The organism is Paenibacillus favisporus, from assembly GCF_040545415.1.
Lineage (GTDB): Bacteria > Bacillota > Bacilli > Paenibacillales > Paenibacillaceae > Paenibacillus_AQ > Paenibacillus_AQ favisporus.
On the sequence record NZ_JBEPLV010000012.1, the window covers coordinates 1 to 13,258 of the forward strand.

The following is a 13,258-nucleotide window of genomic DNA, read 5'->3' on the forward strand; positions in this document are numbered from 1 at the left end:
ACGCGTACCCATCCCGAACACGACCGTTAAGCCCTCCAGCGCCGATGGTACTTGGACCGAAGGGTCCTGGGAGAGTAGGACGTTGCCAAGCGAAGAACCACTGTTGATAACATCGACAGTGGTTTTTTTGTTCCCCCCGCTCCTGTTGATAAGGGGCTTTTTTCATCCACAGGCTCAATTGTTTTTAACATTTCTTCATCTGAATTATGCACAGATAACGTTTTTGACTCCCCGTTTCGCCAAAAAACCATCCACAAATACACAAAATGATCCCCATAACCCACAGATGAGCTTGAATAATCACGAAAAGATCCTATCTTTATATAAGTTGTCCCCAGGTAAACGGGATAGATTGCAGGATGGATTGACTTTGCACACAGGTTTTGCCATACTCGTCTTTGAATTCAATGATTGTCAGGACGATGATACCTTGACTGAATTCGCAGGCACATCCTTAATAGGCGAGGTGGAAGCATGGAAATCCGGAATTTACGGGAAGATGAATTTGAGCAAAGCACTCGGCTAAGCGAATATGCTTTTCAATACAAGATGACTCCCGAGCGAAAGCAGCTGGCCAAAGAACGATTTAAACCTGAGCAGGTGTGGGGCATTTTTGACGAAGATGAGCAACTGGCGGCTAAGCTGGTGTTAATCCCGTTTACGGTATCGGTTCAAGGTGAGAGTTTTCCTATGGGCGGGATTGCGAGCGTTTCCACATGGCCGGAGAACCGAAGGCAGGGTTATATTAAGCATCTGTTGACGCACGCGCTGCAGCAGATGAATGAGAATGGGCAGGTCTTTTCCATGCTGCATCCTTTTTCCTACCCGTTTTACCGGAAATACGGCTGGGAAATGTTCAGTGAGTACAAGAAATATGTCATTGCCACCGATAAATTGCCGGCAAAGGTCATCACGGAAGGTGCGATTCGGCGAGATATCAAAGACGTGGATGTTCTGGATACGGTTTATGCTGCATTTTCCAAACGTTATAATGGATTAATGGTTCGGACGCGTGAATGGTGGACCCGTTCGGTACTGAATGAAGATGGGCATACCGCGGTATATTATTCGGCTTCAGGTGCGCCGGAGGGATATGTTCTTTATAAGGTGGAAAACAAGGAGTTTACCATCGATGAACTCGTTTATGTCACGGATGAGGCACGCCGTGCGCTATGGACTTATATCGCCAATCACGATTCAATGGTGACGCAGGTAATCGTCAATTTTGTGCCGATGGATGACAGTCTTACATATCATTTGGCCGATCCGCGGATTAACCAGGAGATTATCCCATATGGGATGGCCCGTGTCGTAAATATGAAGAAACTCGTCGAAGCTTATCCTTTTACAGCCTCCGGCGAGGGGGGATCCGAGCGTCTAACTATTCAGCTGACGGATATGTATGCACCTTGGAATGAAGGCGTTTGGAGCTGGTCGTTCTCATCGGACGGAACCGCATCGGTCTCTCCCCTGGATACATCTCAAGAACAGCAGGAAGAGGTCCTTAGCTGCGACATCCAGGCACTGACCGTCCTGCTGACGGGGTTCAAACGGCCGGCTGAACTATACCAATCCGGACGAATTGCAGGCAGTGCGAAGGCAGTGAGCATCCTGGAAGCGCGGATCCCGGCCCGACAGACCTTGTTTATGGACTTCTTTTAAATATGGAATAAAATACCTTGCTATACAATTCTATTGAGCAGGGATCCGGTCAGAGTAATAGCCCTCTGCATACGTTGCAGGGGGTTATTTCGTATCGGTGCGGTATAAAAAGAAGGAGAACGTCAAAAATGAAGATACACCCTCTTGGCAAAACGTGAGAATATGTTATAATTTAGATCAAAGAAAGTCAAAGTCAACGTAAATTCAAATGTATGTTTGTTTACGGTTGAACTCACAATAGTGAATGCGCAAGGTTTAGATCAGTTATAACATATTCACCGGGTTAAGATCCAGATTCGAGCCCACGACCATTGGTTAAGTTTAAAGGAGATGGTTTGGGTATGCGAACGGACTAACGAATGACCATGAAGGTCTTGACGTTTTAACGTAATGGAGGATGAACAATGCGTAATATCTCTGATATTATTGAACAATATCTGAAGGGTATTCTGCATGATAGTCCCGAAGGAATGATTGAAATTCAGCGCAACGATCTGGCTGATCAGTTCTCATGCGTTCCATCCCAGATCAACTATGTGATCAGTACACGATTCACGCTGGAAAAAGGTTATCTTGTGGAAAGCAAGCGCGGTGGCGGAGGGTACATCCGGATTCAACGGATTGAACTCCCGCAATACTCGGCGCTTCATACGCATCTCCACCAAACGATTGGGGAACGCATCGATCAGAACGTGGCCGAAGGGCTGATCTATCAGTTGGAGGAGGCACGAATCCTTAGCAAACGCGAAGCGAGCATTATGCGCGCCGCGATATCCAGAGAGTGCCTGATGATCAAGCTTCCTTACCGGGATGAGATACGTGCTCGGCTGATGAAGGCGATGCTGATTTCTTTGTTAGGCAAATAGGCTTACGGAGAAAAAGGAGGTACATCGGTATGCTTTGCCAAGAATGTGGTAAGAGACCGGCGACTCTCCATTTTACCAAGATTGTGAATGGTGAGAAGACGGAGTTTCATTTTTGCGAATCCTGTGCCCGGGAGAAAGGGGAAATGATCCCCGGAACCTCTGGCGGATTTTCTATACACAGCCTGCTGTCTGGTCTCATGGACATTGACATGGCCGGCAAGGGGGCAGCAAGCAGCGCCAAGGCTGCTCAATCGCTGAGATGCGAAGAGTGCGGGATGACGTACTCGCAGTTCAGCAAGATCGGCCGGTTCGGCTGCAGCTCCTGTTATAAGTACTTTGGCAACCGCCTGGACCCTCTGCTCAAAAGAGTTCACGGCAGTACCGTACATGTCGGCAAGCTGCCCAAGAGAGGCGGCAGCAAAATTCAAGCCAAACGGAAAATCGACGGCTTGAAGCTCGAGCTTCAGCAGCGTATTCACGAAGAGGAGTTCGAAGAGGCTGCGAAGCTGCGCGACCAGATCCGTAAGCTTGAGAAAGAATTGTCGGAACAGTAAAGTTCACTCGAAGGAGGAGGAATGCGTGATGCCAAATCTCCGGTTTACCGAGAAAGCGCTGAGCGATTGGATGCGCGGCCAGGCCGATGCTTCCGAAATCGTCATCAGCAGCCGGGTTCGGGTTGCGCGCAACCTGCAGCATCTTCCTTTTCCGCTATTGGCCACCCGCCAGCAGTCGGAGGAAGTGCTCAAACGTCTGACGGGTATTCCCAGTGATCACCTTCAGTCTTTTGGAACTTTTTATACCGTGGAGCTCGACCACATCGATCCGCTGGACAAAAGGGTGCTGGTAGAGAAGCATTTGATCAGCCCTAATTTGGCGAATGAATCCCAGAACGGCGCGGTGATCCTCAGTGAGGACGAATCGGTCAGCATTATGATTAACGAAGAGGACCATCTTCGCATTCAATGTCTATACCCCGGTTTTCAAATCCGCCAAGCCTGGGAGAAGGCCTCGAGCATTGACGATAAATTTGAGGAATACATTGATTACGCCTTTGACGATAAGCACGGGTACTTGACCAGCTGTCCAACCAATGTGGGCACAGGCCTGCGGGCTTCGGTCATGATGCACCTCCCGGCGCTGGTGATGACCCAGCAGATCAACCGGATTTTATCCGCCGTTTCACAAGTTGGGCTCACCGTTAGAGGAATTTATGGGGAAGGCAGCGAAGCAATAGGTAACCTGTTCCAAATCTCGAATCAGATTACCTTGGGACAGACCGAGAATGAAATCATCGACAACCTCCACAGCGTCGTGCTGCAGATTATCGAGCATGAGAAAAATGCACGCACGCGGCTTATGAACGATTCCAGACTCCGCATTACCGACCGCATCAAACGGTCCTATGGGATTTTATCCTACGCGGAAGTGATGGATTCGAAAGAGGCAGGGCAGCGTCTCTCCGACGTGCGCCTTGGAGTTGACCTCGGGATTCTTGAGGGACCGTCTATTTCGGTGATGAATGAACTGAATGTGATGACCCAGCCGGGCTTCCTGCAGAAAACCTACGGTCACGAGATGAACACCGAAGAACGCGATATTTACCGGGCGAAGCTCATCCGGGAAACCCTCGGAAAGCGCTGAGCCTTTATGATATACAGCTTTACGATGAAGGAAGCAAGTGGAGAAGCGATGATAAAACTCATGGAGGTGCAGGAGATATGATGTTCGGAAGATTTACGGAACGTGCGCAGAAGGTGCTCGCATTGGCACAAGAGGAAGCGGTTCGTTTAGGGCATAACAACATTGGTACGGAGCATATTTTGCTCGGACTGATCCGGGAAGGGGACGGCATAGCCGCTAAAGCTTTAATCGGACTCGGACTTGGCCTTGAAAAAATCCAGGATGAAGTGGAGACGCTCATCGGACGGGGGCAGGAACAGCCGACGAATATCGCTTATACCCCTCGCGCCAAAAAGGTAATTGAGCTGTCCATGGACGAAGCGCGCAAACTGGGTCATACGTATGTGGGCACAGAGCACATCCTGCTCGGCCTCATTCGCGAAGGCGAAGGCGTGGCCGCCCGTGTGTTGAATAATCTCGGCATCAGCCTGAATAAGGCACGCCAGCAAGTGCTGCAGCTGCTGGGCAGCAGCGAGGCTGTATCCAGCCATCACGGCAACCAATCCAACGTCAGCACGCCGACGCTCGACAGCCTGGCCCGTGACTTGACTGCGATTGCCAAGGAAGGCAACCTGGATCCGGTCATCGGCCGCAGCAACGAAATCGAAAGAGTTATTCAGGTCCTCAGCCGCCGGACCAAAAACAATCCGGTGCTGATCGGTGAGCCGGGGGTTGGTAAAACCGCCATCGCCGAAGGCCTGGCGCAAAAGATCATCAACAACGAAATCCCGGAAACGCTGCGTGACAAACGCGTCATGACACTGGACATGGGATCGGTTGTAGCCGGTACGAAATACCGTGGCGAGTTCGAGGACCGCTTGAAGAAAATCATGGATGAGATCCGCCAAGCGGGCAACATCATCCTCTTTATCGACGAGCTGCATACGCTGATCGGTGCCGGCGGCGCGGAAGGCGCCATCGACGCATCCAACATTCTGAAGCCGTCGCTTGCCCGCGGCGAGCTGCAGTGCATCGGTGCCACCACGCTGGATGAGTACCGCAAATATATCGAGAAAGACGCCGCTCTGGAGCGCCGTTTCCAACCGATCACGGTGGATCAGCCGTCTCCGGAAGAAGCGATTCAAATTCTGTTCGGCCTGCGCGACCGCTACGAAGCACATCACCGCGTGAAAATTACGGATGAAGCGATCGTGGAAGCCGTGAAGCTGTCGGACCGCTACATTTCCGACCGGTTCCTGCCGGATAAAGCGATCGACCTGATCGACGAGGCGGGCTCCAAAGTAAGGCTTCACACGTACACCATTCCGCCGAATCTGAAGGAACTGGAAAGCCGGCTTGAAGATATCCGCAAGGAAAAAGATTCGGCCGTGCAAAGCCAGGAATTCGAGAAAGCGGCAGCCCTTCGCGATACGGAGCAGAAGATCCGCGAAGAGCTGGACGTTACAAAGAACCAATGGAAAGAAAAACAGGGCCGTACGGACTCCGAAGTGACGCCTGAGGATATCGCCCAGGTTGTGGCCAGCTGGACCGGCATTCCGGTCAGCAAGCTGAAGGAAGAAGAAACGGAACGCCTGCTGAATATGGAGACAATCCTGCACGAACGTGTTATCGGCCAGGAAGAAGCCGTCAAGGCGGTCAGCCGCGCGGTAAGACGTTCCCGTGCCGGTCTGAAGGATCCGAAGCGTCCGATTGGATCGTTCATCTTCCTTGGACCTACGGGTGTCGGTAAAACCGAGCTGGCCCGTGCTCTGGCCGAAGCGATGTTCGGCGACGAAAATGCGGTAGTCCGCATCGACATGTCCGAGTACATGGAGAAACACTCCACGTCCAGACTGGTCGGAGCGCCTCCGGGATACGTCGGCTATGACGAAGGCGGCCAGCTGACCGAAAAAGTACGCCGCAAGCCGTACTCGGTCGTTCTGCTGGACGAAATCGAGAAGGCGCACCCTGAAGTGTTCAACATTCTGCTTCAAGTGCTGGAGGACGGCCGTCTGACCGACTCCAAGGGCCGCGTGGTGGACTTCCGCAACACGCTGATCATTCTGACCTCCAACGTCGGTGCGGAAGCGATCAAGCGGAACTCCACGATGGGCTTCACGGCAGCTGCTGACGCCGGGGCCGATTACAACAACATGAAGGATAAAGTGATGGGAGAGCTGAAGAAGAGCTTCCGTCCGGAGTTCCTGAACCGGATCGACGAAATCATCGTCTTCCACTCACTCGAAGAGAAGCACATCGCCGAAATCGTGACGACGATGACCGAAGAGCTGCGTAAACGCCTGCGCGATTTCAATGTCGACTTTACTCTGACGGATAAAGCCAAGGCATTCCTCGCCAAAGAAGGCTACGACCCGGCATTCGGTGCCCGTCCGCTACGCCGGGCGATCCAGAAGCATATCGAGGACCGTCTGTCGGAAGAATTGCTCACGGGCCATGTGTCCAAAGGCGACTCGCTGATCATCGATGAAGAGAACGGCGCGCTGACGGTCAGCAAAAACGAAAATGTATCGGCCAATACACAGTCGTAAATGAGCCGGTGACTTCATACGAAGCCTGAAACAACAAGGGATTGCCCCGCCGGTTTTTATGGACCCGGCGGGTCGGTCCCTTTTCTGTTTGTTTCCCTGTGATAAATCAATGTAAAGTTTTTGGATAGACTTTACGATAAATCTTAATAAATGGTAAACTTAAAATAATGCCAAAATTCTGAGGTAACGACATAATTAGACAAATTGGCGGCAGCAAAGGAGAGAGCATGGCCAAATCGAAAACGAAATTTTACTGTACCGAGTGCGGCTATGAAGCTGCCAAGTGGTACGGGAAGTGTCCGGGCTGCCAGGCCTGGAACTCGATGGTAGAAGAAACGGAAAGCATCATCAAGACGCAGGGGATGAATTCCCCGCTTTTTCATAGTAAAGAAAAGCCGCTTTCGATCATAAATATAGAGAGCAGCCAGGAAGCTAGGGTGCTGACCGGGATCGGCGAGCTCAACCGTGTTCTAGGCGGCGGGATCGTTCCCGGATCGCTCATTCTCGTCGGGGGCGACCCCGGCATCGGCAAGTCGACCCTGCTCCTGCAAACGTCGCACGCTCTGACGCAGTCCGGCCTGCGCGTGCTGTACGTGTCCGGTGAGGAATCGGTCCGTCAGACCAAGCTCCGGGCGGATCGCCTCGGTGCCCTCTCGCCGGAACTGTACGTTCTGTGCGAGACCAATATGGATCTGATCGAAGAGGCGATAGAGAGTGTAAAGCCTCAGTTTTTGGTGATCGACTCCATCCAGACGGTCTACATTCCCGAGGTGACCAGCGCGCCGGGAAGCGTGGCGCAGGTCCGGGAATGTACGGCCCGGTTTATGCGGGTAGCCAAGGGGCTCGGCATCGCCACCGTCCTTGTGGGGCATGTTACAAAGGAAGGGGCCATCGCCGGACCGAGGCTGCTAGAGCATATGGTGGACTGTGTACTTTATTTTGAAGGCGAGCGTCATCATACCTACCGGCTGTTAAGAGCCGTTAAGAACCGCTTTGGATCGACTAATGAGATCGGCATTTTCGAGATGAATGAGGTCGGGCTGGTCGAAGTAGGGAACCCGTCGGAGCTGTTTCTGTCCGAGCGTCCGCTGGGCGTGGCGGGATCCACGGTCGTGGCCAGCATGGAGGGCACCAGACCCGTCCTGGTCGAGCTTCAGGCCTTGATCTCTTCCACGCATTTTCCGTCACCCCGGCGCATGTGCACTGGGATCGACCATCACCGGATGGGACTGATCATTGCGGTGCTGGAGAAGCGGATGGGCATGTTCCTGCAGAATCAGGATGCGTACCTGAACGTGGCGGGGGGCGTCAAGCTGGACGAACCGGCGGTCGATTTGGCCATCGCCGTCAGCATCGCCTCCAGCTTTCGGGATATTCCGACAAAGCCGTATGACGTCATGTTCGGCGAAGTCGGGCTGACCGGCGAAGTCCGGGGCGTCTCCCGTGTGGAACAGCGCGTCCGGGAAGCGGAGAAGCTGGGGTTCAAGCGGATTATTTTACCGGAGAAAAGTTTGAAAGGATGGAGGCACCCCAAAGGTATTGAAATCATCGGAGTGAGTACCGTTGCAGATGCACTAGCGGTCGCGTTAGATTAGGGGGCAAATGAAGATGAAAGAACCGAGCCAATTGGAGAAAATGAACGATTTATTGAAGCTCGTGGCACCCGGCACGCCGTTTCGCGACGGCCTGGAAAACGTGCTGCGCGCCAAAACCGGGGGACTGCTGGTAGTCGGCTACAGTCCCGAAGTGATGGAGGTTGTGGACGGAGGCTTCTCCATCAACTGCGATTTCTCACCCAACTACTTATATGAGCTGGCCAAGATGGACGGGGCCATCATTTTGAGCGAAGACCTGAAGCGGATTCTGTATGCCAACACCCAGCTGATTCCGGACTCGTCCATATCTTCGATCGAAACGGGGATTCGGCACCGGACGGCCGAGCGGGTCGCCAAACAGACCGGCAAGCTGGTCGTGTCGATTTCCCAGCGCCGGAACATCATTACCTTGTACCAAGGGACGCTCCGCTACGCGTTGAAAGAGATCGGCGTCATTCTAACCAAAGCCAACCAGGCGCTCCAGACGCTGGAGAAGTACCGGGCGGTGCTGAATCAGTCGCTGACGAACCTGTCGGCTTCCGAATTCGAAGAGCTGGTCACCGTTCCCGAAGTGGTCAACGTCATTCAGCGTGTGGAGATGGTTCTGCGCATCAAGATGGAAATCAAGCGATACATCAACGAGCTGGGGAACGAAGGACGCCTGATCAGCATGCAGATGGAAGAGCTCGTGAGCAACATGGAGGAAGAAGCCTGGCTCCTGTACAAAGACTATGCCCGTGACGACAATGATGAGAAGATCCGCGAGATGATCGCCGGACTGAAACGGGCGACCGACGACGAGCTGCTCGATATCCACTATGTCGTACGCCTGCTGGGATATCCGTTGTCGGCCGCAACCTCAGAAGAGTCTGTAGCACCCCGTGGTTACCGGATCCTCAATAAAATTCCACGTCTGCCGAACGTCATCATTCACAACCTGGTGGAACGCTTTGAACGGCTGCCGCATATCATGATGGCTACGATCGAAGAATTGGATGAGGTGGATGGAATTGGCGAAGTCAGAGCCCGCAATATTAAAGAGGGACTGAAACGCTTGCAGGAACAAGTATTCATTGACAGACAAATTTAAATGCCATACAATCAATGGATGACATGGGGGTACTACGATATTTGAGGTGAGAAAATGTTTACGAAATCAATTCCGAACATGTGTACCTTGGGTAACTTGTTTCTCGGAATGGTAGGGATTATGCTGGCCCTCGACAACAAGCTGAGCTTGGCGGCCATCATGATTATCATTGCAATGCTTCTCGACGGATTGGACGGCCGGGTGGCCCGGGCGCTCAATGCACAGAGTGAGTTGGGCAAGGAACTGGACTCCCTCTCGGATGTAATTTCCTTTGGTGTTGCACCCGCTCTTATCATGTACATTTCTTGTTTCCACGATATGCATCATGCGCTGATCTGGACGGTAACCGCCGTATTTCCCATGTGCGGGGCGCTTCGGCTTGCCCGCTTCAACGTCCAATCAGGCAGCCCGGGATACTTTATAGGTCTGCCTATACCGGCAGCGGGCGGTGTGCTTGCTACATTATCTTTGTTCCGTGATGATATTTCCGCCCCCTATATGATCATCGCCATGCTGCTGCTGTCATACCTGATGGTCAGCACGGTCCGGTATCCGAACTTCAAGAAAATCGGTTTTCCGAAGAAAGCGATGATGTACGCGCCGTTCGTCATCCTTGCCGGAGTTGCGGTCGCCATCACGTTCCCGGATCAGCTCTCCAAGCTGATTTTCCTGCCGCTGGTGCTGTATGCCGCTTACGGTGTGAAGGAGAACGTGAGAAGGTTGTCGCGGAGACGCCGCCGCCATCGCGAGCAGTCCGATAAAGTGTTCAACGACCACTCATCATAAACGACGTCCTGTTTAATAGAACGGGATGCAAAAATAAAAAGCATTTATTTCCTGCCAGGAGCAGCGAGATAAATGCTTTTTTTGATGTATAAAAAATCTTGTTCGTCTATGACATGTTAAACAGACCGAGGGTAGAGCATTTCTGCGATTCCTTCTGGACCACTTCATCCATATTAATATCGAGCAGATTGCACAGCGCCGACATATAGAACAGGTTCCGCCCCAGCTCGGTGCTGATCACCTCGCGGCAGTTCTCGCACAGCTCCCCTTGGACATGGGTCCGTACCGTTTCCTTGGCTTCCTCGAGGTTCAGTCCCGGAGCAAAGGTTTGTTTGGTGGCATGAAGTTCAATACAACCGCAATCCGTAATCGCCTTGGCGACGGACCGGTTAACGGAGGCACTGCTTTGTCCATTCTTTGACAATACATCCAGCAGACTGCGGTGACGGAGCAACAGTTCGGAAACCTGATCTTGAAAGTCTTGTAAACTTGGTGTGCCCATGTAACCTATTCACCTCTAACCTCTAGTTTTTTGAATTGAACTTATTATATTCCAGTCAATTCCCCATTTTCAACCAAAAACGAGACTTCTGTAGGATGGTACAAAAGAAAGGTTCAGCCGTCCAATAAAAATTGGAATATACAGGATTAGGTTGCTGCAAAATGGACCATACTGCTAATGAAATCTGCAACTATTAAAAATATGGATTTAAGGAGGTGAGGGAACTGATGCTGAGGAAATCGATCACGGCATTTGCCGGATTATGCGGGGCATGGATCGGGTACTCGCTGCATCATGCAGCAGGCTGGTCGTTCCCTGGAATTGGAATTGATGATTCGCTGTGGGGCAGCCTGACGTTCGCTGTGGTTGGCGCAATTTTATTTATGTTGATTGGTTCCCTGTGTGCTCAAGCTGTATCGTATCGTCTGCATTCGTTTATCGCTTCGTTCTCGAACACGCCGATGAATGAACTGGCGGCCGGAGCGTCGGGTCTGATCGGAGGACTGCTGCTGGCTCTATTAATCTACCCCAGCCTTGCCTGGATTGGACATGCCGGGGATTTGCTGGCTGTCGGCGTGACGTTTGTGTGCGGTTATATGGGACTCCGGATTGGCTTGGAAAAGAAAGAGGAGCTCGCTTCCCTGTGGACTTCCGGCAAATGGAGCCGGGGCGAGCTGCCGGAGGAACGCCGGATTGAGGAGCATAAAATTCTCGATACGAGCGTCATCATCGACGGCCGGATCGCGGACATCTGCAAAACCGGTTTTATCGAAGGAACGATCGTCATTCCCGAATTCGTTCTGGAAGAGCTTCAGCATATCGCGGATTCCTCGGACCTCTTGAAGCGCAACCGCGGACGCAGAGGACTCGATATTTTGAACAAGATCCAGAAGGAGTTGGACGTCAGGGTGCTGATCTATGAAGGGGATTTCGAAGAAATTTCCGAAGTGGACAGCAAGCTGGTGAAGCTCGCCAAAGTGCTGCAGGGCAAAGTGGTGACCAACGATTTTAACCTGAACAAGGTATGTGAGCTGCAAGGCGTATCCGTACTGAACATTAACGATTTGGCCAACGCCGTGAAGCCGGTCGTCCTGCCGGGGGAAGAAATTATGGTGCAGGTGATCAAGGACGGCAAAGAGCATGGCCAGGGAGTGGCTTATCTCGACGACGGAACCATGATTGTGGTTGAAGGCGGACGCGACTATATAGGCAATATGATGGAAGTGCTGGTAACGAGCGTGCTGCAGACCTCCGCGGGGCGGATGATCTTTGCCAAACCGAAACTGTTGGAAAAAGCCCAGTAAACGCGGTATGATGGGGGTATACTCTTTTTCGGTCAGTTGTTGAGGAGGCTTTGCATCGACTTGGGCACAGAGAATCAGGTGGGCGTCATTGTGGTATCCGCGGGCCGCGGCTCCCGGATGGGGACGCAGGAAAGCAAGCAGTATCTTATGCTTGAAGACAAGCCCATCATTATGCATACGCTGGACATTTTTGAACAAATGCCGCTGGTGAAAGAAGTGGTGCTGGTCACCGGTGCGGATGATATTCCGCGCTGCGAGCAGTGGATCCAGGATTACGGACTTGGTAAAGTAACCAAGGTCATCGCCGGCGGAAGCGAAAGACAACAATCCGTATACAACGGCTTGATGGAAATTGGCACAGAATGGGTAATGGTTCATGACGGGGTTCGCCCGTTCGTGGAACCTGAACACATTGAGGCATGCTACCGGAAGGCACTCCAGGAAGGAGCGGCCGTGCTGGCGGTGCCGGTGAAGGATACCATCAAGCAGGTGAACGATTCGGGGACGATTCTGGCGACCCCTGATCGCCGGAGTCTGTGGGCCATTCACACCCCACAGGCTTTTCGTCTTTCCGATTTGAAAAGGGCTCATGAACGCGCCGCAGCGGACGGCTTCGCCGGCACCGACGACTCCATGCTCGTGGAGCGGCTGGGCATTCCCGTGGCGGTTGTGGAAGGCAGCTATACGAATATAAAAATTACGACGCCGGAAGATTTGGAGTACGCCGCATTTATGCAGAAACGCAAGGGAGAGAAAAAGGGATGATACGTGTAGGACAAGGGTTTGACGTTCACCAGCTGGTGGAGGGCAGGCCGTGCATCATTGGCGGAGTCACGATTCCGTACGAGAAGGGGCTGCTGGGACACTCCGACGCGGACGTGCTGCTGCATGCCGTTGCGGATGCGATTTTGGGTGCGCTTGCGCTGGGGGACATCGGCAAGCATTTTCCCGATACGGATCCGGAATTCAAGGACGCGGACAGTTTGAAGCTGCTGCTGCATGTATGGGGCCTCGCCAAGGAGCGGGGGTACCGCCTGGGCAACATCGATTCGACCATTATCGCCCAGCGTCCGAAGATGGCTCCTTATATTCCGCAGATGGCTGAAGTCATCGCCAAGGCGCTGGATGCCGACGTGACGCAGGTCAACGTGAAGGCAACTACGACGGAGCAGCTCGGATTCACCGGTCGGGGAGAAGGCATTGCAGCCCAATCGGTTGTATGCTTGATCCAAGATGTGCTATCATCTTGAAGGATTTAAGCTGGAATAGGGTAAAGTATTTCTG

The 13,258-nt window shown here is 52.6% G+C and carries 12 protein-coding genes and 1 rRNA gene; 12 read left to right on the top strand and 1 reads right to left on the bottom strand.

Translation table 11 applies throughout. The features are described from left to right. From rrf to pssA, 9 genes are all read left to right on the top strand, one after another. Window positions 1-91: ribosomal RNA gene (rrf, locus tag ABID47_RS32895) — 5S ribosomal RNA — on the top strand; the annotation flags it as partial. 383 nt (window positions 92-474) lie between these two features. Beyond that, the gene (locus tag ABID47_RS32900) at window positions 475-1,662 is read left to right on the top strand and encodes a GNAT family N-acetyltransferase (protein ID WP_354503349.1); all 1,188 of its coding nucleotides are present in this window, start codon (window positions 475-477) and stop codon (window positions 1,660-1,662) included. 404 nt (window positions 1,663-2,066) lie between these two features. Further along, the gene (locus tag ABID47_RS32905; RefSeq protein ID WP_076176703.1) at window positions 2,067-2,528 is read left to right on the top strand and encodes a CtsR family transcriptional regulator; all 462 of its coding nucleotides are present in this window, start codon (window positions 2,067-2,069) and stop codon (window positions 2,526-2,528) included. A 29-nt stretch (window positions 2,529-2,557) separates the two neighbouring features. After that, a complete protein-coding gene (locus ABID47_RS32910; protein WP_076176704.1) occupies window positions 2,558-3,082 on the top strand; it encodes a UvrB/UvrC motif-containing protein in 525 nt (174 codons plus the stop codon). Window positions 3,083-3,110: 28 nt separating this feature from the next. Next, a complete protein-coding gene (locus tag ABID47_RS32915; RefSeq protein ID WP_116234482.1) occupies window positions 3,111-4,169 on the top strand; it encodes a protein arginine kinase in 1,059 nt (352 codons plus the stop codon). Between the two features lie 77 nt (window positions 4,170-4,246). Next, window positions 4,247-6,697 carry an ATP-dependent protease ATP-binding subunit ClpC gene (clpC, locus tag ABID47_RS32920; protein ID WP_354503352.1) on the top strand — a complete coding sequence of 817 codons (2,451 nt, stop codon included), beginning with the start codon at window positions 4,247-4,249 and terminating at the stop codon, window positions 6,695-6,697. Between the two features lie 227 nt (window positions 6,698-6,924). Beyond that, a complete protein-coding gene (radA, locus tag ABID47_RS32925) occupies window positions 6,925-8,292 on the top strand; it encodes a DNA repair protein RadA (RefSeq protein ID WP_089549786.1) in 1,368 nt (455 codons plus the stop codon). A 13-nt stretch (window positions 8,293-8,305) separates the two neighbouring features. Continuing rightward, window positions 8,306-9,382 (top strand): DNA integrity scanning diadenylate cyclase DisA, encoded by a 1,077-nt coding sequence (gene disA / locus ABID47_RS32930; protein WP_076176708.1) that lies wholly within the window; start codon window positions 8,306-8,308, stop codon window positions 9,380-9,382. A 54-nt stretch (window positions 9,383-9,436) separates the two neighbouring features. Further along, window positions 9,437-10,168 (top strand): CDP-diacylglycerol--serine O-phosphatidyltransferase, encoded by a 732-nt coding sequence (gene pssA / locus ABID47_RS32935; protein ID WP_354503356.1) that lies wholly within the window; start codon window positions 9,437-9,439, stop codon window positions 10,166-10,168. A gap of 106 nt (window positions 10,169-10,274) precedes the next feature. On the opposite strand, the gene ABID47_RS32940 is transcribed toward pssA, so the two are convergent. After that, window positions 10,275-10,670 carry a nucleoside triphosphate pyrophosphohydrolase family protein gene (locus ABID47_RS32940; protein WP_354503358.1) on the bottom strand — a complete coding sequence of 132 codons (396 nt, stop codon included), beginning with the start codon at window positions 10,668-10,670 and terminating at the stop codon, window positions 10,275-10,277. A 227-nt stretch (window positions 10,671-10,897) separates the two neighbouring features. Between ABID47_RS32940 and ABID47_RS32945 the strand changes: the two genes are divergently transcribed. The 3 genes from ABID47_RS32945 to ispF are packed head-to-tail and all read left to right on the top strand — an operon-like array spanning window position 10,898 to window position 13,224. Next, on the top strand, window positions 10,898-11,974 hold the full coding sequence (locus ABID47_RS32945) for a PIN/TRAM domain-containing protein (RefSeq protein WP_116234483.1): 1,077 nt from the start codon (window positions 10,898-10,900) through the stop codon (window positions 11,972-11,974). Window positions 11,975-12,028: 54 nt separating this feature from the next. After that, window positions 12,029-12,739 carry a 2-C-methyl-D-erythritol 4-phosphate cytidylyltransferase gene (gene ispD / locus ABID47_RS32950; RefSeq protein WP_374954596.1) on the top strand — a complete coding sequence of 237 codons (711 nt, stop codon included), beginning with the start codon at window positions 12,029-12,031 and terminating at the stop codon, window positions 12,737-12,739. Then, entirely contained in the window at window positions 12,736-13,224 is a 489-nt protein-coding gene (gene ispF / locus ABID47_RS32955) for a 2-C-methyl-D-erythritol 2,4-cyclodiphosphate synthase (RefSeq protein WP_105441910.1), read from the top strand. Before ispD ends, ispF begins: the two co-directional genes overlap by 4 nt. Window positions 13,225-13,258 lie beyond the last annotated feature (34 nt).

What these genes read in the sequence shown, in the direction of transcription:
- ispF (WP_105441910.1), top strand. Translation starts at nt 12,736, where the DNA reads ATGATACGTGTAGGACAAGGGTTTGACGTTCACCAGCTGGTGGAGGGC.
- ABID47_RS32940 (WP_354503358.1), bottom strand. Translation starts at nt 10,670, where the DNA reads ATGGGCACACCAAGTTTACAAGACTTTCAAGATCAGGTTTCCGAACTG.
- ABID47_RS32900 (WP_354503349.1), top strand. Translation starts at nt 475, where the DNA reads ATGGAAATCCGGAATTTACGGGAAGATGAATTTGAGCAAAGCACTCGG.
- ABID47_RS32905 (WP_076176703.1), top strand. Translation starts at nt 2,067, where the DNA reads ATGCGTAATATCTCTGATATTATTGAACAATATCTGAAGGGTATTCTG.
- ABID47_RS32915 (WP_116234482.1), top strand. Translation starts at nt 3,111, where the DNA reads ATGCCAAATCTCCGGTTTACCGAGAAAGCGCTGAGCGATTGGATGCGC.
- ABID47_RS32945 (WP_116234483.1), top strand. Translation starts at nt 10,898, where the DNA reads ATGCTGAGGAAATCGATCACGGCATTTGCCGGATTATGCGGGGCATGG.
- radA (WP_089549786.1), top strand. Translation starts at nt 6,925, where the DNA reads ATGGCCAAATCGAAAACGAAATTTTACTGTACCGAGTGCGGCTATGAA.
- pssA (WP_354503356.1), top strand. Translation starts at nt 9,437, where the DNA reads ATGTTTACGAAATCAATTCCGAACATGTGTACCTTGGGTAACTTGTTT.
- ABID47_RS32910 (WP_076176704.1), top strand. Translation starts at nt 2,558, where the DNA reads ATGCTTTGCCAAGAATGTGGTAAGAGACCGGCGACTCTCCATTTTACC.
- clpC (WP_354503352.1), top strand. Translation starts at nt 4,247, where the DNA reads ATGATGTTCGGAAGATTTACGGAACGTGCGCAGAAGGTGCTCGCATTG.
- disA (WP_076176708.1), top strand. Translation starts at nt 8,306, where the DNA reads ATGAAAGAACCGAGCCAATTGGAGAAAATGAACGATTTATTGAAGCTC.